Source organism: Cryobacterium algoritolerans (assembly GCF_004402785.1).
GTDB classification, from domain to species: Bacteria; Actinomycetota; Actinomycetes; order Actinomycetales; family Microbacteriaceae; genus Cryobacterium; species Cryobacterium algoritolerans.
The window spans coordinates 1-16,172 of the sequence record NZ_SOFP01000019.1 but is presented as its reverse complement, the minus strand read 5'-3'; the positions used below and the strand labels follow the sequence as shown (position 1 = coordinate 16,172).

The 16,172-nt window shown below is 64.3% G+C and carries 16 protein-coding genes and 1 pseudogene; 8 read left to right on the top strand and 9 right to left on the bottom strand.

Features of this window, described 5'->3' with window-relative positions:
- Nucleotides 1–368: 368 nt before the first annotated feature.
- Complete coding sequence (locus E3O19_RS04330; protein WP_134565571.1) at nucleotides 369–1,373, top strand: hypothetical protein; 1,005 nt, start codon at nucleotides 369–371, stop codon at nucleotides 1,371–1,373.
- Between the two features lie 20 nt (nucleotides 1,374–1,393).
- Nucleotides 1,394–2,143, top strand: a complete 750-nt coding sequence (locus E3O19_RS04325) for a hypothetical protein (protein WP_134565569.1) — start codon at nucleotides 1,394–1,396, stop codon at nucleotides 2,141–2,143.
- On the opposite strand, the gene E3O19_RS04320 is transcribed toward E3O19_RS04325, so the two are convergent.
- Entirely contained in the window at nucleotides 2,140–3,324 is a 1,185-nt protein-coding gene (locus tag E3O19_RS04320; protein WP_134565568.1) for a DEAD/DEAH box helicase, read from the bottom strand. The genes E3O19_RS04325 and E3O19_RS04320 overlap by 4 nt on opposite strands.
- A gap of 275 nt (nucleotides 3,325–3,599) precedes the next feature.
- Here E3O19_RS04320 and E3O19_RS04315 point away from each other — a divergent pair, with 275 nt between their 5' ends.
- Both E3O19_RS04315 and E3O19_RS17650 read left to right on the top strand, forming a co-directional pair.
- The gene (locus tag E3O19_RS04315; RefSeq protein WP_134565566.1) at nucleotides 3,600–4,406 is read left to right on the top strand and encodes a zinc metalloprotease; all 807 of its coding nucleotides are present in this window, start codon (nucleotides 3,600–3,602) and stop codon (nucleotides 4,404–4,406) included.
- 219 nt (nucleotides 4,407–4,625) lie between these two features.
- Nucleotides 4,626–4,778, top strand: coding sequence for a hypothetical protein (locus tag E3O19_RS17650; RefSeq protein WP_166804451.1), 153 nt, complete (start codon nucleotides 4,626–4,628; stop codon nucleotides 4,776–4,778).
- 465 nt (nucleotides 4,779–5,243) lie between these two features.
- On the opposite strand, the gene E3O19_RS04310 is transcribed toward E3O19_RS17650, so the two are convergent.
- From E3O19_RS04310 to E3O19_RS04295, 5 genes and pseudogenes are all read right to left on the bottom strand, one after another.
- Nucleotides 5,244–6,074: a nuclease-related domain-containing protein gene (locus E3O19_RS04310; RefSeq protein WP_241981180.1), complete on the bottom strand. Its 831-nt coding sequence runs from the start codon at nucleotides 6,072–6,074 to the stop codon at nucleotides 5,244–5,246.
- A 243-nt stretch (nucleotides 6,075–6,317) separates the two neighbouring features.
- Nucleotides 6,318–7,214, bottom strand: a complete 897-nt coding sequence (locus E3O19_RS04305; protein ID WP_134565562.1) for a hypothetical protein — start codon at nucleotides 7,212–7,214, stop codon at nucleotides 6,318–6,320.
- Nucleotide 7,215: 1 nt separating this feature from the next.
- A pseudogene (locus E3O19_RS18760) lies at nucleotides 7,216–7,311 on the bottom strand (IS5-like element ISMt1 family transposase); the annotation flags it as partial.
- A 64-nt stretch (nucleotides 7,312–7,375) separates the two neighbouring features.
- Nucleotides 7,376–9,064: a thiamine pyrophosphate-binding protein gene (locus tag E3O19_RS04300; RefSeq protein ID WP_134565560.1), complete on the bottom strand. Its 1,689-nt coding sequence runs from the start codon at nucleotides 9,062–9,064 to the stop codon at nucleotides 7,376–7,378.
- 118 nt (nucleotides 9,065–9,182) lie between these two features.
- Entirely contained in the window at nucleotides 9,183–9,686 is a 504-nt protein-coding gene (locus E3O19_RS04295; protein WP_134565558.1) for an Lrp/AsnC family transcriptional regulator, read from the bottom strand.
- A gap of 93 nt (nucleotides 9,687–9,779) precedes the next feature.
- Between E3O19_RS04295 and hisC the strand changes: the two genes are divergently transcribed.
- Nucleotides 9,780–10,919, top strand: a complete 1,140-nt coding sequence (gene hisC, locus E3O19_RS04290; RefSeq protein WP_134565556.1) for a histidinol-phosphate transaminase — start codon at nucleotides 9,780–9,782, stop codon at nucleotides 10,917–10,919.
- Nucleotides 10,920–10,931: 12 nt separating this feature from the next.
- Entirely contained in the window at nucleotides 10,932–12,344 is a 1,413-nt protein-coding gene (locus E3O19_RS04285) for an amino acid permease (protein ID WP_134565554.1), read from the top strand.
- Here E3O19_RS04285 and E3O19_RS04280 read toward each other — a convergent pair.
- From E3O19_RS04280 to E3O19_RS04270, 3 genes are read right to left on the bottom strand one after another with little or no spacing between them, the layout of a single operon-like run.
- Nucleotides 12,341–14,011 (bottom strand): GMC family oxidoreductase, encoded by a 1,671-nt coding sequence (locus E3O19_RS04280; RefSeq protein ID WP_166804450.1) that lies wholly within the window; start codon nucleotides 14,009–14,011, stop codon nucleotides 12,341–12,343. The two genes, E3O19_RS04285 and E3O19_RS04280, sit on opposite strands and share 4 nt — an antisense overlap.
- Nucleotides 14,008–14,187, bottom strand: a complete 180-nt coding sequence (locus E3O19_RS04275) for a hypothetical protein (RefSeq protein ID WP_134565553.1) — start codon at nucleotides 14,185–14,187, stop codon at nucleotides 14,008–14,010. Before E3O19_RS04275 ends, E3O19_RS04280 begins: the two co-directional genes overlap by 4 nt.
- A gap of 16 nt (nucleotides 14,188–14,203) precedes the next feature.
- Complete coding sequence (locus tag E3O19_RS04270) at nucleotides 14,204–14,740, bottom strand: hypothetical protein (RefSeq protein WP_134565551.1); 537 nt, start codon at nucleotides 14,738–14,740, stop codon at nucleotides 14,204–14,206.
- A 17-nt stretch (nucleotides 14,741–14,757) separates the two neighbouring features.
- On the opposite strand from E3O19_RS04270, the gene E3O19_RS18045 reads away from it, so the two are divergent.
- A complete protein-coding gene (locus E3O19_RS18045) occupies nucleotides 14,758–15,486 on the top strand; it encodes an MFS transporter (RefSeq protein ID WP_198413847.1) in 729 nt (242 codons plus the stop codon).
- Nucleotides 15,468–15,908, top strand: a complete 441-nt coding sequence (locus E3O19_RS18040) for an MFS transporter (protein ID WP_198413846.1) — start codon at nucleotides 15,468–15,470, stop codon at nucleotides 15,906–15,908. The genes E3O19_RS18045 and E3O19_RS18040 overlap by 19 nt, the downstream gene beginning before the upstream one ends.
- The last annotated feature ends 264 nt before the right edge of the window (nucleotides 15,909–16,172 follow it).

Below are 16,172 nucleotides of genomic sequence, written 5' to 3'. Positions count from 1 at the left end.
TCAGGACAGCGTCGGGTCCTCGGTCATTCCACGACTGTGCGCCGGCTCCGAGGTAGGAGCCAAGACGGTTCTCGTCGTGGTCGGTGGACGTGGTGGTGTTCCAGCCGGGAGCGGCCCGAGACTGACCCAATGCATGCCGTGCAATGCGGTGAGCAGGGAGAGGTACTGAGCGATTTCTGCTTTGTGGGGGAGCTGAGAGTCGACGTCCTTGTCCGGGGAGGTCGACTGGCGGGTTTCTGCTGTCTAGTCATGTCTGGTCTGATCAGCCGAGCATCCGATGTGTTCGACTCTATAACCTGTAGTGATTCCATGGGCTATAAGTTATAGTGGTGTTTTGAACTTCACCTTATAGGAAGTCGACCAGAGCCATGAGACCAGTGACTGCCTCGGAGGGCCTCAATCTCCTCACCGCGCTGGGCGTGAACGTCCTGGTCCGGGACGCGGACACCGTGACCCTCACTCTGTCCGGCAGCCGCATCATTGCCCGCGTGCACGTGCGCCGTTCACCCCCCTCTCGCTGGGACATCCAACGCGATGTGGAATCCGGTCGTTCACGGGACCCTGCCCCCGACATCCTGCTCTACGTGGTCCCGAAAGCGAGTGTAGGACTGGTCGAGGCAGCCCTAGCCGACTCAGGGATTGCGGTCGTGTCGCTGGAGGATGGGGTCGTCATTCTTGTGGGCAAGAGGGTAGAGGACACGCTGCGAGGGGCGCTCTCCTCCGACCGCGGACCTGGGGCAGGACGTGGGCGTGTCGCGTGGGGTCGATTTGCCCTGCTCCGGGTGCTCCTCCGCACGTCACAACCGAGAACTCAGATGGACTTCGCCGCAGAGTGCGGCGTGTCCCAGGTGACCGTTTCCAACGGTCTCCGCGCGCTCGACACTGCTGTGGTTCGCGACGAGGGCGGCTGGCGGGCAGCGCGGCCGGAGACCCTGTGGGTCCGATTCCTGGCGGAGTATCCGGGGCCGCAGGGCATTTCCAGTTACTGGTTGAGTCTGGACGCCATCGTGCGTCAGGCGCAGACGGTTCGGGACGGTGCAGCCGAGCTGGACGTCATCGTGTCGGGGGACCCGGCCGCTGACCTGCTCGCTCCGTGGCGGGTGGCCCGCCGCGCGGTTGTCTACGCACGGACAGGACTGGACCTGGCCCGACTCGGCTTCTCCGAAACCACGCGGGAGAACGCCACGCTCGAATACGTGGTTCCGGCTGACCCCACGATCTGGTCGACCGCCCGGGCGTGGACGTCAATGGTGTCCGGCTTGACGGCCGACCCGGTTCTCGTGGCGTGGGACGTTCAGCGGACGGGGGGTCCCGACGCGGCCGACGCGGTCGAGAGAATCCGGCGAACGGTTCTGGCCCGTTGGCTCCCATGATCCGGCCTCGGATCGAGACCGTGGCGACGTCGAACGCGGACGACGCGGCCTACCGCGCTCTAGCCGACGTTGCCGAGATCACAAAACAGATCGACGATGTCCGCATCGTCGGCGGCCACATGGCGAGTTTGCTGCTTACCGCCTTCCCTGTGCGTGGGGCCGTGTTGCGCAGAACGGCCGACGCGGATGCGGCTGTGTCGACATCCGTCGCGGCCTCCGGCCGAATCCACCGTGCCCTGGTTGAGGCGGGTTACACGGACACGTCCGGCAATCACTATGTGAAGGGCGATCTCGAGATTGACATTCTGGTGCCTTCCGATGGTGCACGGTTCGAGACGGCTACCGTCGGCGGCCGCGGATTCGATGCCGCGCCAGGCCTCAGGCTTGCATTCTCTGTGGATCCGATCGTCCTCGATGTGGGCGTCTTGTTGACGGACGGAACCCCGCTTGATTTCGTGGTCCGCGTGCCTCCTGTCGAGCTCGCACTCATCTTCAAGGCCTATGCCGCCCAGTCTCGCCACGCGCCCAAAGACATCACAGACCTCTACAATCTCCTGTCGATCGCGTTCGAGTATCCAGTCGATGAGATCGGTGGCTGGAAGATTGGCACCATTCCCGTTTCCGGAACGAGGCTCGACGCCGCTCGAATCCTGCATGCCCTGGCGGACTCGGCGCGCCAGAGTCTTGTCGTGGCCAACGCGGGCGTCCCTGCGGACAGACTGGCTGCGCTCATCAGGGCACTCGTCGCGAGGCCGATGCCAGAGGCCTAACGTCGGAACTCGCCCGACGCGGTGAAGCCGAGCTTCGCCATGACACGCTGGCGTTTGCGGAACATTCGATCAAACACCGGTACCTCGGCGTCCCAGTAGTCGTGCACCTGTGATGTGGCAGTGCCGGGCTCTGTTGTCACAGGGCGGGAGGCGCGGGAGATGCGACCGATTTGTTGCACGATCCGGCCTTTGAACGCCATCGGAACGGCGAGGAAGAGAGTGTCGAGGCTGGGCAGGTCAAAGCCTTCGCCGGCGATCTTGTCGATCGCCACGAGAATAAACGGATCGGAAGGGTTGCGGTCGGACATTTCCGTCCGGATCCGGCGCCGCTCCTTGGGGGCCAGCTTCCCGTGCAGGACGAAGACCGTATCGGCTTCCGATTCCAAGAGCTCCGCGAGCCGAGCGACATGTTCAACTCGGGTCGAGAGAACGAGGCAGTTCCGCCCCGCTCGATACGCGGTGAGCACGTCTGCCGCTATGCGCTGGTTGCGCTCGACATCGTCAGCGAGTTCGGTGTAGACGTCCTGAATTTCGGTGCTGGTCGCGTCCGCTGCGCTGGACCTGAACGTTGTCCTATGCACGAACAATTCTTGTTCGAAGTGCGCGGTGTCTTCGATCGTGTGACGAATCGGCCCGCACTGCATTGTGATGATGTCGTCCATTTGGTCGGCACGGTACGGCGTCGCGGTCAGGCCGACCCAGTGCCTCACCGCGACCTGTCGCACGGCGGCCTCAGTCGCCGCCGCGCCCAGGGAATGGCATTCATCGACGATGATCAACCCGTAGCGATTCAGGATTGTCGGATCCGCCGCGCGGTGCGCAATGCTCTGCAGCATCACGATATCGATGACGTGGGTGCGTTTGCGCCGACCGTTGCCCAGCTGCCCGATCTGGCGCGGTTCGACGTCAAGGAACTGGCCGAGACGCTCGCGCCACTGTTCGACAAGTTCGGCACGGTTGACGATGACCGCTGTCGGCAGGCCGCGTTCGGCGATGAGAGCGCAGGCGATGACCGTCTTCCCCGAGCCTGGGGGTGCAATCAGGACACTGGTGTCGTACCGGTGCAGAACATCCACGGCTTCGCGTTGGGCGGCCGTCAACTCGCCTCGAAAAGTAAGGTCGATGGACTCAGAGGTCGGGATGTCCCAAACGACGTCGATCGTGATCCCGGCTGCCGACATCAGCTGTGTGACGGAATCCAGAAGACCACGGGGGAGGCGAAGTGTCGATTCGTCGTGTTCAAAGCAATACACGAACCGCGGTGTGCCGAACGTACTGAATCGCTGCGCCTGTCTGCGATAGAACTCGGGGTTCGTCAGCGACGCCGCGTGTTTGAGATCCGTGACGAGTCCTGATGGCAAGCCGAGAGTGGGAATCGTTCCTGGTGCCGGCCATGAGGTTTGGCTATAATGCGCCGCAGGGTGCCAGTCGTGCTCGCAGAGAAAGAGGTCAAGTCATGTGGTCCGCCATCCGCCGTACCGGCTCGGAGGGCGCTATCCGCCAGCGCCGCCTCGGGCGCACCGCCTTAGCGACAGTCGCCCTGTCTGCCCTCGTCCTTGGCGGGTCCCTCGGAGTTCCGGCGACCGCATCAGCGGCGGACGACGCGCCCTTCATCACTGGTCCATCCGACGCTGATCTTGTTGCTGTTTTGAGTGGCGTCAACAACAAGTCAGGTGGACCTGGCACGCAGTTCTGGTGGAATCACACCAATCTGACAGTCGCGGTGACGGCAGCACCCGAGGCGAGCCCTGATGGAGTGCGTGCCCTGCGCGATGCGGTGGCGACGTGGAGTGGCGTGCTTGCACGTCGACTCCCGATGGTTTCGCTGGTTGACGTCACCGGTACCAGTCGCTCGCGAGCCGCTGACATCGTCGTGCACTACGTTCCGAACGCTGGTGGAGTCGCGTGGGGCGGGTACGCGATCTGCGGTTCCCAGCACTGCTCGAATGTGATCATCAAATCGGAGGAGCCGCCCGGCGGGCCGTACCCCAACTTCGATAACCTTCGGATCTATCGGATGGGGTTGCACGAACTCGGACACGCCCTTGGACTCGGACACGCGTCGCCGCTCAATACCTCTACGGACATCATGGCCTACGGGTGGGCGAACGTGACGGTTGACCCTCTGACGGGGAACTACCTCTATGACTACCGCACGCCGATTCTGTCGGACTGCGATATCGCTGGCATCGCGGCGGCCTTCGCATGGGCATTGAACGGCGAAGCCCCGCATCCGGCAACAGTGGCTTTCGTTACTTGTTGAGCTTTTCCTGAAGCCGAGGCTGTCGCTCGGGTGTATCCGAGCAGGGGCGGCACTGCCCCCACCTTGACGCGGGTGCTAACAACGTTGTTCGACGCAAACCGCGGCCAGCTGCGCGCGTACGGAGTAACTGCGCCGGATAGTCTCGCTCTACCCATCGACAGCACGGAGCCGACAAGCGGGGAATGGAAGGCAGATCTCGGAGATCTTCAACTCACATACATGCTTGACGAGAGCCCAGCGCTTTGGGATCGCTATGAAGCCGCGTTGGTCGGACACAAACAGGATGCTGAGAGACTCGTCCGGCTGCTGCGCGGCGGCTCGAGCATGCAAGCGATCAAGAACACGATGAAGCCCAAAAAGCAGATTCGATGAGTCTCGGCTACCGCTTGCTCAATTACGTTCAGGAGAGCGTGATCGCGCCGGTCATCGTCGTACTCGATCGCCGTGTCACCGACTCCTTACTGAGGCTCACAAAGAAGCTAAAGGAGGAAGACGGCTGTAAGTCTCGAGGTCGGTCTTTGGGTCGCTGAGGATGTGGTCGATGCGGTTATGCGTGTGTACGCAGGCCTTCCCGAGGAAATCCGATCTCGACTGCCTCTCAAGCGCGTTTGGATGCTCGCTGAACTGATGCGTTTCCCGTTCATCTAGAAATAGACTCGGTCCTCAGAGGAGTCAGGAGCGATCTCGTGTTTTCGGACCTCGCCCGCCCGTTTCTGTTCGCGAGTTCTGAGTCCCCCACTCTATGAATCCGCCACGAGGTCTCAACGTGTAGACGCGTGTCGTTGCCAAACACGACCATCTTCTTGGCGGCCAGGTGCCTGTCGCTCTGATGAGCTTCTAGTGGTTGAGGCCGGCCATGATTACGCCCGGCAAGACGGCGATGAGCACGATGGCCATAGCGATCGGTAGAAGCGTTGCCATGGCGATCCATGTCCGATTTCGTTGACGAGCAAGGGCAATCTCATGTTGAAGACGCTGGAATCGCTGGACGTGTCGAAGCGTGTCATCGAAGACAACAGGCTGCGCATGCCAAGTTCCGCGCTGCTCAGCGAGCTTCGCATAACGCTCTATGGACTGTTCGGAGAGAATGCGGGGGCGCCGTTTGAGCCACCGGGACAGCCAGTTGGACGGGAGCACGGTGACCTTCGGCTTCGTCCTCCCTTTCTTGATCGGCTCGGTGGACACGAGCACTATCAACGGCGTCACCCGGACCGGCGTGCCCGCTGAGATCGAGAGCAATCGCGAGGCGCGTCCGGCCTCATGCAGGGAATTGCGGATGTGATCTGTTTTGTGCCCGTTCACCGACAGGGTGCCACCGGCGACAAAGATTTTACCGGTGTGGTTTTTCGTGTTGATCGTGAAGACCCCCGCCGGCCCGATCACGACATGGTCGATGTCTGAGGAACCAGAGCCGACAGGTACGGCGTGAAGCACGGTCCAGTCGGAGCCGAGCTTCGAGAGCACCTCCGCAACTTCGATTTCACCAAGAGCTCCCCGATACCAGCTCCGCGCTTCAGGGTGTAACGGATTCTGGCCGAAGAGTCTTGCGGCCGCGCTTTGGGGCGGGGCGGTGGCCTGGATCCGCAGGCACTCTTGCATCACGGAGTAGGCGGGAGCGCGCGAGCGCAGCGTCGGTTGCGCGGCCACGTCAGCATGATTGTCGATCATCAACCCCCGTCCTCGAAGCTACGCGACACGTTCAAGCGTGGACAGCCCCAGAAGAGGGTGGCGGCGGAAGAGTGGCGGATTTCGGCCTACTGTCATAACGGCATCTATCGGCTTTGAAAACCCCCGCCGTACTCATCGGTTGAGCCGTCGATGCGGGCGATCGGCTGGCTCCTCGGTGTTCCGCGAGATAGCCGGCCGCCCCGCGTGCGTCAGTCAGCTGAACTGCGCCTGCAACTCGGCGTGTCAACCCTTGTGGTCGGGAATGCTGGAGGCAATGCCTGGCTTGAGGCCGTTGTCTTTCAGATACTTCAGCGCACGCTCGATGGTCTGGATCTTCTGCTTCAGTTCTTTGAGTGCCGGTGACGATTCGTCCGAGAACTCGTCGAGCCGCTCATATTCGCGCCGAACCTCGATCTCGGTCTCGGCCAGGATTCTCCAGGCAGCCGGATCCTGTTCGAGTTCTTGACATTGCCGCAGAATTGCCGCGGCCAGCTGGCGTTCAACAACCGCTTCGAGGGTTGCTGCGGTGGTTCCGGGGCTGGCCAGGCCAAGAGCGAGGCCGCTGCCACCCGCAGTGAGGAGGGTGCCAGCAGTTAGGAGGCCCCCCATCATCCCGCCCGGCCCGAAGGCCGCCAGCGCGCTTGTGATCACTGCGGCTCCGGCTAGACCGGCGCCAGCGGCGAGCGCCAGGCCGCCGGTCACCAGGACGATCAGGGCAGCCCCGACACCGAGCGCACCCCACTTCATCCAGTTCACTCCGCGGCCGCTCAATGCCTCCTGCGCGCGTTTGGCGGAGGCAAATACGTCGGATCCGTACGGGCTTCCCAGCCCCATCTCGGCGGTGAGTTCCTTCATGGCATCCTGCCACTTGTCTTTCGAGATCGTGATCTCGAAGGGTCGGATTACGTTCTCTGCCGCGAGGATCGTCAACAGGACGACGGCGTCGTCCTTCGTCATATGGCGGCTCGGGAGCGGCTCGGGCACAGTCGCTTGCGGATCGGACAGGTCGAAGGCGAGGCGTGCGACCGCGGACGGTATTCCTCTGTGCTTTCTGTCGTCGCTGTCGTTTCGTCTTCTGATGCCCTCGATAACGGCCCCTTGCACGTGTCGAAGTGCGCCGGCAAAACGCTTCCTTGACATGCAATTCCAGGGGTCGCACGTTGTCGTCGACGAGGGCATGGATCTTGGTGGTCAGTCCGCCGCGGGAGCGGCCCATGGTGTGATCATCAGGCTCATCGATATCGGCCCTTGCGAGTCGGCACAGGTCAACAACGCGGCCAGGTTCCCCGCCGACTCAGAGGCTAGCCTGCCACCGCCACCACCGCCACCACCGCCTTCGCCGCCCGGGTTGCGTCCATCCACTCGGTCAGCCACGGGGCCCGGACGCTGGCGGTGATCCGGCAGTCGGCCACGAAGGTTCCCCTGGCCCCGGCGTCGATCCATTCCTGAAGCGCGGCCAGGTCCGCCAATGAGCGGATGATCGCGGACTCGGCACCGAGCGCGCTGGCGATGCCGCTGAAGTCCACTTCGGGGATCAGCATCGGCTTTTCGGACAGGCCCTGGGATCCGTACTGGTGGATTTCGGCTCCGTAGGCGGCATCGTTGTAGATCACCACGATGGCGCTGCGTGCCACACCGATGAGCGATTCGAGGTCGGACAGGCCCATCAGGAAACCACCGTCGCCGGAGGCCAGCACCAAGGTGCGGTCCTCCTCCATGGCGCGGGCTGCCCCGACGGCGCTGGCCAGGCCCAGCCCGATGGTCTGGTAGGCGGTCCCCACCATGACCAGATCCTGGGGCCTGGGGATGTGCCAGTACATGGGTGCCCAGCCGACGAAGTGCCCGCCGTCCTGGACCACCGTGCGGCGCTCCGGAAGCACGGCATCCAGGGCCGTGGCAAGGGAGCGCGGGTCCAGCCGGCCGTCCGGGGTGCCCGCGGAGCCTGCATGGTGGGCCGGTCCTTCGGACAGGCGCTTGCGGGCTTCCGCTCGCCAGGCTTCCTTGCGGCTGGCGTTCGGCGAGGCCGGGCCATCCAGCATCCGGAGGATGCGTCCCGCAGCAGACTTCACGTCCGCGCTGACGAAAATATCTACCCGGGGGTGCGTCGGCTGCAGCACGGAGTCGATCTGGATGATGGTGCTGTCCGGGCCGAGCAGGTGCCCGAAGCGCATGGTGAAGGGACTCAGGCTCGCCCCCGCCACCAGGACCACATCGGCCTCACCCATGAGCCCGGCCGCGGTATCCGTGCCGAAGCCGCCGGCGACGCCGAGATACCCCTCGCCTTCGAGGAGGTTCAGTGCCAGGGCGGTTCCGGCGGTCAGGGAGCCCAGGCGGTCAGCGAGCTCCCGGAGTTCCGCGCCGGCGCCGGCGAGGTGCGCACCGCGGCCGGCGAGGATCAGCGGCCGCCTGGCCCCGGCGAGCAGGCGGGCCACCTGCCCGAGGCCGCCGTCGACGTCGTCCATTACCGCAGGTGCGGCCCGCTCGGGAAGTTCCTCGTCCGCAGCCTCAAGCGCTGCGAGGTCGTAGGGAATGGCAATGACGACGCCGGTCCGTTTGGTGAGTGCGTACTCCACCGCCTGCTGCGTAATGGAGCCCGCGGCTTCGCGGGTGACGGTGAAGGTCGCCGCGCCGAGGGCCGCGGCGATTGCCGTCTGGTCCACGTCCCAGGGCCGGGGCCCGCTGCTCGGAGCGTCCCCGGTGACCAGCACGACGGGGATTTGCGCCTGGACCGCCTCTGCGAGGGCGGTGAGTGCGTTTGTGTAGCCGGGGCCATAGGTGGTGGTGCCCGCTGCGAGACGTCCCGACGTCCGGTAGTACGCGTCGGCCGCGCCGACGGCGGCGCCTTCATGCCGGACCGAGGAGAAACGCAGGCCCAGCTTCTCGGCAGCGTCAAGGAAGTGGACGTTTCCGTTGCCCATCACGCCGAAGACATCGCTGAGATAGCTGCTGAGAACCTGCGCCACGCGGCCCGAGACGGTAAGTGATGTCATGCAGGAATCTTCCGAGGATGCTTCCAAATAGGCAAGAGGACTGAATCAAGCTAAGAGTTCTGGCAGTACTCGGTGAGAAATATGAAAATCCGACCAGTTACGCCTGCCTCGCTTCTGTCTACGCCGGAGGGCGGGACTCCTTCTCTGACAGTCGGCTGAGGAGGCCGTCGTAACGGGGCGGCATGAGTTCCAGCACGGAAATGGCCGTGCTGGTTCGTTGGATTCCCTCGATTTCCAGGATCAGGTTGGTGATGCGGTAGAGATCGGCCGTGCCGCGTGCCACCACCTTGGCCATGAGGTCTGCATCCCCGGTGGTGGCGTGCACCTCGATGACTTCCGGAATCGCGGCGAGGCCGTCTTCCACCCCGCCTGTCCGCGTCTGGCTGATGGCCAGTGAGAGGAAGGCCATCAGCTCGTAACCAAGCGCGGCGGGATCCAGCCTGCGGCTGAAGGAACGGAGGGCGCCGCTGCGCTCGAGACGTGCCAGCCGGGCGTGGACCGTGTTCCGTGCGACGCCGAGCGTCCGGGAGAGCGCCAGGGCGCTGGCTTCCGAGTCCTTGTCGAGGGCCATGATGATCCTGCCGTCGAGGGAATCCAGGATGCGAGAGTTCGCGATGGTCATATTTTCACCAGACACAATAGAAGTTGCGCAAAAGTCCCAACTGATGCAGTGTACCTTGCAATGTGGCCCGGATCACGTCCATGATCGGTCCTCATGACCCGTGATCAGCTCCTGACCGCTCCGGAGACCGCGGTCCCCACCCTGCGTGGCGCCGTCGCCGGCCTTCCGTCCTATATTCCGGGCCGGCGCAGCGCCGGCAGGGACGTCGCAGCCCTCGCCAGCAACGAAAGCCACTACGATCCGCTGCCCGCTGTCGTCTCGGCAGTGGCAGAAGCTGCCGGAAGGATGAACCGCTACCCGGACATGGCCGCCGTCGAACTCCGCGAACGGATCGCCAGCCACCTCGGGGTCACCGCCGGGGAACTCGCGGTGGGACCGGGCAGCGTGGGCGTCCTCCAGCAGATCGTCACCGGACTGTGCGACGCCGGGGATGAAGTGATCTTCGCGTGGCGTTCCTTCGAGGCGTACCCCATCCTGATCGAGGTGGCCGGGGCGAGGCCGGTACGCATCCCGCTGGACGACGCCGAAGGCCACGACCTCGATGCCATGGCCGCGGCCGTCACCGAGCGCACCAAGGTCATCCTGCTCTGCACCCCCAACAATCCGACCGGCGTGCCGATCAGCCACGAACGCGTCGAGGCATTCGTGCAATCCGTCCGCTCCGACATCCTCGTGGTGATCGACGAGGCCTACGTGGAATACGCCGAAGCGGGCAGCGGCCCAGATTCCCTGGCCCTTTACCGCCGGTACCCGAACGTCTGCATCCTGCGCACCTTCTCGAAGGCTTACGGACTCGCCGGCCTGCGCGTGGGATACGCCGTAGCGGCGCCGGCCATCGCTGAGGGACTGCGCCGGACCGCCCTGCCCTTCTCGGTGAGCGGGCTGGCCCAGAAGGCGGCCATCGCTTCGCTGGACGCGGGGGAGCAGATGGAAGCGCGGGTGGACGCCGTTAAGCGAGAGCGCGCACGGATGGCAGCGCAGCTGGAAGCCCAGGGCTGGAAGCTGCCGGCGAGCCAGGGCAATTTCCTGTGGATCCGTGCGGACGACGATCTCCGGGCCAAGCTGGTGGACGCGTTTGACCGCGCGGACATCCTGGTCCGGGCCTACCAGGGGGACGGCGTGCGGATCACCGTGGCCGACCCCGCCTCCAATGACCGTGTGCTCCGGCTCCTCGCAGCGCACGCTGCCCGAAAACCACCGACCTACAACCCAATCCGTTCGACCGACAACTAAGAGGACTCCTCAATGGAACAACAGACAGTGACGTCTGGCCGCTCCCTCGGCGCCGCACTCAAACCCCGCCAGCTCACCATGATGGGCCTGGGAAGCGCCATCGGCGCGGGCCTCTTCATCGGCTCCGGCGCCGGCATCCAGGCTGCCGGCCCGGCGGTGCTGATCTCCTACCTCGTTGCCGGAACCCTCATCATCCTGGTGATGTGGGCCCTCGGCGAGATGGCCGCCGCCAATCCGGACAGCGGCGCCTTCTCCGTCTACACCGCCAAGGCCTTCGGGCTCGTGGCCGGGGCCACTGTGGGCTGGCTCTGGTGGCTGCAGCTGGTGGTTGTCATCGCGGCGGAAGCCCTGGGTGCGGCAGGCCTGCTTTCCACGATCTTCCCGGCCCTGCCGGTGTGGCTGATGGCTTTCGTGTTCATCGTGGCGCTCACCGCTGTGAACCTCACCAGCGTGAAGAACTTTGGTGAGTTCGAGTTCTGGTTCGCCTTCCTCAAGGTGGGTGCGATCGTCGGCTTCCTCCTGGTGGGCGTTGCGCTGCTCTTCGGCTGGCTGCCGGGCGTCAAGTCGCCGGGCCTGTCCAACTTCACCGGGGACGGTTTCATGCCACACGGTTTCGCGGGCATCGCCACGGCCCTGTTCGTGGTGGCTTTCGCCTTCGGCGGCACCGAGATCGTGTCCGTAGCGGCAGCGGAGACCGCCGAGCCGGCCCGCAGCGTGCGGAAAGCAGTCCGGACGGTGCTGTGGCGCATCCTGGTCTTCTACATCGGTGCGATCTTTGTTATCGCAGCAGTGGTCCCGGTGGGTTCGCCGGGGCTGAAGAGCCCGTTCGCCGCGGTGTTGGATGCCGCCGGCATGCCCGGCGCCGCCACCGCCATCACCCTGGTGGCCGTCGCAGCACTGCTCTCCGCCCTCAACGCCAATCTCTACGGTGCCTCCCGGATGGCGTTCTCCCTCGCCGAGCGTGGTGAAGCTCCTCGCCGCCTTGCTTTCCTGTCCAAGGCCCGGGTCCCGGTCGTCGCAGTCCTGGCCAGCGTTTCCTTCGGCGTCGTCACGGCCGTGCTCGAGCTGACTTTCCCCGAGATGGTTCTTCCGCTCCTACTCAACATCGTGGGTTCGACCTCCCTGCTGGTGTGGACCTCTGCGCTTCTGTCCCAGCTCGTGCTGCGCCGCCGTGCCGACCGCGAAGGAACGGAGCTTCCCCTGCGGATGGCCGGTTTCCCGTGGCTCACGTGCTTTGGCCTGCTCATCCTCGCGGCGATCTTCACGGTGGGCTTCATCGGCGAGGACTCCCGCCCCCAGCTCCTGAGCACCTTCGCGCTCGTGGCGCTCCTGGCGGTGGCCAACTGGCTCCACCACCGTTCCGGCAAGGCTGGCCGCCGCATCGAAGCGTTGGACGATGCCAAGCAGCCGGTGCTCATCGACTAAAACAGCCCCTCTGAACCCCTCCAAGGGGACGCTAAGGGCACATCCGGCTCTTGGATTCTAGCGGTCGTTGCAACACCCAGAACTTTTGGGAGTTGCAACGACCGTGTCGTCTTTAACGGAAGAACCTCGAACCAGCAGGACGTACGTGCAGGAGCATTCACGCCGCTGCCGGTCGCGAGGGAGACTCTCGCCGCTACCGTGATCCTGCGCCGGGTGGATGCGCGCTGCCGCGCGATCCTCGCCGCCGGACTCACCTCAGTGAACCGTAGCCGCTTCCACTCTGGTCGGCACCGATGCGCGCAGAAGATTAGCCGCCTTCTCGCCGATGATGTTGGACGGAGCATTCGTGTGCCCCGGATGATCTCCGGCATGATCGACGCGTCGGCGATGCGAAGTCCCTGAACGCCTCGCACACGCAACTCCGGGTCGACCACCGATCCAGCATCCGATCCCATGCGAACGGTGCTCGTCGGGTGGTACAGGGTCTGCGAGAACTCATCGATCACCGTGGCATCACGCTCGGCCACTGTCTGCGCATCCGACCCGGCGGGTTGGATGAACTTGCCGTCACGTCGCGCCGACGCGAACGCCGTGGCGGCAAGAATACGCTCGCACACGCCGAGGCCCGCGAGGAAGGTGTCACGATCTTCTCCGTTCGGATCTCCCAGGTAATTCGGGTCGATCAGCGGTTTCGCGAGCGGATCGGCTGAGGCGAGTCGCACGGTTCCGAGGCTCTTGGGCTGCAGCAGAATAGCGCCGACACTGACGCCGTGCCGCGGCGCGGCCACGAGCCCCTCACCGATATACGGCACGGCGGCGAAGAGAACCTCGATGTCGGGGAAGGCGAGCGATGAGTCGGTCTTGACGAAACCATACGCCTCCGCAATGTTGGAGGTGAGCATGCCGCCGCTCAGCACGATCTCGCGGCGCGCGAAGACCGAGGTCGGGGTGCCCTCGCTGAGGTACTCGACACCGACAGCGCGGGTTCCGTCGAACAGCACGCGAGTGGCGTGTGCCCCGGTGCGAACGACCAGGTTGGAGCGCTCGGCTGCCGGCGCAAGGTAGGCGGCCGACGTGTTGTGCCGCATGCCGCCATGCTGGCTCACCATCGTCTGGCTGACCCCTTCCGGGTTTGCCGAGTTCGGCGCGACGAGTGGCATTCCGACCTCGGCGGCAGCCTCAAGAAAGGTTGCGGTATGCGATCGAGGACTGCGTTGGTGCGAGATCGAATTCGCGCCGTCCGTGCCCTGGTCGGGATCGCTGTTGCCCTCCACTGCCTCCGCCCTGCGGAAATACGGAAAGAGCGCCTCGTACGACCAGTCGGCACCGGCGAGCCTCGCCCAGTTGTCATAGTCGGCAGCGAATCCGCGCACCCACATCATGGCGTTCAGGGAGGATGAGCCGCCGAGCACCTTGCCACGTGGCCAGTAGATCGACCGCCCCTTCAGTTCGGCCTGCGGCTCGGTCTGGTAGTTCCAGTCGGCATCGGACTTGAACAGCTTCGGGAAAGCGGCCGGGATGACGATTTCCTGCTTATCGTCGACACCACCGGCTTCGAGCAGCAGAACGGAGATGCTCGCCTCTTCGGTGAGTCGAGCTGCGACAGCTGCTCCGGCCGATCCGGCACCGACGATAATGTAGTCGAATTCTTCAGTGTTGGTACTCATACGAGCGCTCCTTTTGACCGCAGATCCTTGCGCAGGATCTTGCCTGACGCCGACTCCGGGATGAAGTCGATCATTTCCACCTGTCGAACCTTCTTATGCGGGGCTACCCGATCGGCGAGCGAGACCTGATAGCCCTTGTATTTGATGAGTTCCTTGAGCCGGTCAACGACCGTCACGTACCCCTCCAGAAGGTCAGGCCCGGAATGCCGCCAGGAAGATTGCGGGCATCTTCAGCCATGACGGCTTGGCCGCGAAACCGGCGAGACGACGTCCGGTCATCGTGGCGGAACGCGCCTGCACGAACCACGGCGGCTTCGGGAAAAGGGTGAATTCTCCGTGTGAGAACGATCGCGGAAACGGCCGGAACGGGCCGCGAACGATCGTGCGCTCGGGCCGATCGATGAGCAAGGCGTTGTGTACGGTTCCAATGCCACTCTGCACGTTGTCGATGGTGGCACCGGGGAAAGCGCCCCACGATGCGGTTGCGGTGAGGAATCCGAGGCCGGTCCACGCATTGATGGCGATCGTGCCGTAGCGCAGGCATGCAATGGACTCGAGGAACCCGGTTCCGAGCTGCCGGATGACCTTCGGCTCGGCAATGAGATTGGCACCGAGGGTGCCGACGAGCTCGTCATTGGCGAGCGTGACGGCGGCGTCGAGGAAGGCCTGCCCCGTGCCCGGCACTTCGACGACACCCAGCACCGGGGAGAAATATTCCGTGGTGAACACATTCGACGCGTCGTCTTTTGGCGCCGACCCTGTGGCTCCTCATCGCTGCCCGCGCAGCTCAGGGCCTCGGCGCGGCCAGCATGATGGCGCTCAGCATGGCGTTCGTAGCTGAGACGGTCCCGCAGCCACGCATCGGGAGGGCCATGGGGTTGCTTGGGACGATGTCGGCGGTCGGCACCGCCCTCGGGCCGTCGCTCGGCGGCGTCTTGATCGCGGGCTTCGGCTGGAGGGCGATCTTCTTCGTCACTGCACCGCTGGGGCTCCTGACCTTCGTCCTCGCGCGACGCTACCTGCCGGCTGACGTCCCAACACGGAAGCTCGGCCGGCGCGGCTTCGATTATGTGGGGACGTTGCTCCTCGCCCTCACCCTCGGGGCCTATTTGCTCGCCGTGACCCTTAAGCACGGCGTTTTCGGAACGTTGAGCCTCGCTCTGCTGCTGGCTGCCGCGGTGGGATTGGGCTTGTTTGTGCTCGCCGAGAGGCGAGCGACGTCACCGTTGATCCGCTTGACGAACTTCCGTAACCCCGTGCTCAGCGCCGGTCTTGCGATGAGCGCGCTCGTCTCGACCGTGATGATGACAACACTTGTGCTTGGCCCATTCCATCTCTCTCGTGCGCTCGGGATCCAGCCTGCCCTGATCGGACTCGTGATGTCGGCCGGACCCGTCGTTGCCGCGCTGACTGGCGTCCCGGCTGGGCGAATGGTCGATCGACTGGGGCCCATCGGGTGGTCTTTGTCGGGCTGATCGGCATGGTGGTTGGGTCGATTTCGATGTCTTTGGTACCGGTATCCTTCGGTATCGCCGGGTACGTTACTTTACTCGTCGTCATCACCGCCAGCTATGCGCTGTTTCAGACGGCCAACAACACCACCGTCATGACCGGCATCCGCGCTGACCAGCGCGGCGTAATCTCTGGCATGCTCAACCTGTCGCGCAATCTCGGGCTCCTCACCGGTGCATCTGTGATGGGCGCGGTCTTCGCCTTTGCATCAGGGGCAACCGCCATCACGACGGCGGCTTCGGAGGACATCGCTACCGGCACCCGTTGGGCGTTTGCGGTCGCAGCAATACTCATCACGGTTGCGCTTGGCGTCGCCGTTGCGAGCAGGAATCGTTCGCACTCGGACCGCGACGACAAGAGGCCCACGGTCAGACCCGCAAGGTAGACGACGAGCACCCTCGCAGGGCGCTCGACCGCGAAGGGGCAGTGAACCGCTTGGTTCCCAGTAAACACATGGGAATCCGCGAGTTTTCCAAGACATTCGGTGAAAATCAGATTGAGGCTACAGTCTTACAATCGGTCACTGGTTCAAATGAAGCAAGACGACTTTCCGAGGCGCTCGGGGCGGGGGCACCGAGTTCAGCGACTAGGTCTGGCTCAGCGCTTCCTCATCGGCCGCAACGTTCTTCTGCAAGGCGAACTGGGTGCG

Bases quoted from the DNA above. Each gene is read 5' to 3' on its own strand.
- E3O19_RS04330 (WP_134565571.1), top strand. From the start codon at position 369: ATGAGACCAGTGACTGCCTCGGAGGGCCTCAATCTCCTCACCGCGCTG.
- E3O19_RS04305 (WP_134565562.1), bottom strand. From the start codon at position 7,214: ATGTCAAGGAAGCGTTTTGCCGGCGCACTTCGACACGTGCAAGGGGCC.
- hisC (WP_134565556.1), top strand. From the start codon at position 9,780: ATGACCCGTGATCAGCTCCTGACCGCTCCGGAGACCGCGGTCCCCACC.
- E3O19_RS17650 (WP_166804451.1), top strand. From the start codon at position 4,626: ATGCTTGACGAGAGCCCAGCGCTTTGGGATCGCTATGAAGCCGCGTTG.
- E3O19_RS04295 (WP_134565558.1), bottom strand. From the start codon at position 9,686: ATGACCATCGCGAACTCTCGCATCCTGGATTCCCTCGACGGCAGGATC.
- E3O19_RS04300 (WP_134565560.1), bottom strand. From the start codon at position 9,064: ATGACATCACTTACCGTCTCGGGCCGCGTGGCGCAGGTTCTCAGCAGC.
- E3O19_RS04310 (WP_241981180.1), bottom strand. From the start codon at position 6,074: ATGATCGACAATCATGCTGACGTGGCCGCGCAACCGACGCTGCGCTCG.
- E3O19_RS04280 (WP_166804450.1), bottom strand. From the start codon at position 14,011: ATGAGTACCAACACTGAAGAATTCGACTACATTATCGTCGGTGCCGGA.
- E3O19_RS04315 (WP_134565566.1), top strand. From the start codon at position 3,600: ATGTGGTCCGCCATCCGCCGTACCGGCTCGGAGGGCGCTATCCGCCAG.
- E3O19_RS04320 (WP_134565568.1), bottom strand. From the start codon at position 3,324: ATGTCGGCAGCCGGGATCACGATCGACGTCGTTTGGGACATCCCGACC.
- E3O19_RS04285 (WP_134565554.1), top strand. From the start codon at position 10,932: ATGGAACAACAGACAGTGACGTCTGGCCGCTCCCTCGGCGCCGCACTC.